1 rRNA gene is annotated in these 1,187 nt (G+C 51.6%); it reads right to left on the minus strand.

Annotation, left to right across the window (positions count from 1 at the left end):
- Nucleotides 1-1,165: ribosomal RNA gene (locus tag C2134_RS02750) — 23S ribosomal RNA — on the minus strand; the annotation flags it as partial.
- Between the last annotated feature and the right edge of the window lie 22 nt (nucleotides 1,166-1,187).

The raw sequence follows: 1,187 nt of genomic DNA on the forward strand, positions 1-1,187 counted from the left end.
CATCCGCAGCTTCGGTTATCAGTTTGAGCCCCGTTACATCTTCCGCGCAGGACGACTCGACCAGTGAGCTATTACGCTTTCTTTAAATGATGGCTGCTTCTAAGCCAACATCCTGGCTGTCTAGGCCTTCCCACTTCGTTTACCACTTAACTGATCATTTGGGACCTTAGCTGGCGGTCTGGGTTGTTTCCCTCTTGACGATGGACGTTAGCACCCACCGTCTGTCTCCCATGCTCGCACTTTCCGGTATTCAGAGTTTGCCATGGTTTGGTAAATCGCAATGACCCCCTAGCCATAACAGTGCTTTACCCCCGGAAGTGATACATGAGGCACTACCTAAATAGTTTTCGGGGAGAACCAGCTATCTCCGAGTTTGTTTAGCCTTTCACCCCTATCCACAGCTCATCCCCTAGTTTTGCAACACTAGTGGGTTCGGACCTCCAGTGCGTGTTACCGCACCTTCATCCTGGCCATGGATAGATCACTCGGTTTCGGGTCTACGCCCAGCAACTAAAGCGCCCTATTCGGACTCGGTTTCCCTACGCCTCCCCTATTCGGTTAAGCTCGCTACTGAACGTAAGTCGCTGACCCATTATACAAAAGGTACGCAGTCACGGAACAAGTCCGCTCCCACTGTTTGTATGCATCCGGTTTCAGGTTCTATTTCACTCCCCTCCCGGGGTTCTTTTCGCCTTTCCCTCACGGTACTGGTTCACTATCGGTCGATCACGAGTATTTAGCCTTGGAGGATGGTCCCCCCATCTTCAGACAGGATTTCGCGTGTCCCGCCCTACTTCTCGTATGCTTAGTTCTTGCGATGCGTTTTCGTGTACGGGGCTATCACCCACTACGGCGGTCCTTTCCATGAACCTTCCACTAACGCAACTCATAACACATACAGGCTGTTCCGCGTTCGCTCGCCACTACTTACGGAATCTCGGTTGATTTCTTTTCCTTCAGCTACTTAGATGTTTCAGTTCGCTGAGTTCGCTTCCGCTGACCTATGTATTCAGTCAGGGATGACCCCTAAGGGCCGGGTTTCCCCATTCGGATATCGCGGGATCAAAGCTCTATTGCCAGCTCCCCCGCGCTTTTCGCAGGCTTACACGTCCTTCATCGCCTGTGATCGCCAAGGCATCCACCAGATGCACTTAGTCGCTTGACCCTATCATTTCAGTAACCTAAAT

Origin of the sequence: Chromobacterium sinusclupearum, assembly GCF_002902845.1 — a bacterium.
Classification (GTDB): Bacteria; Pseudomonadota; Gammaproteobacteria; order Burkholderiales; family Chromobacteriaceae; genus Chromobacterium; species Chromobacterium sinusclupearum.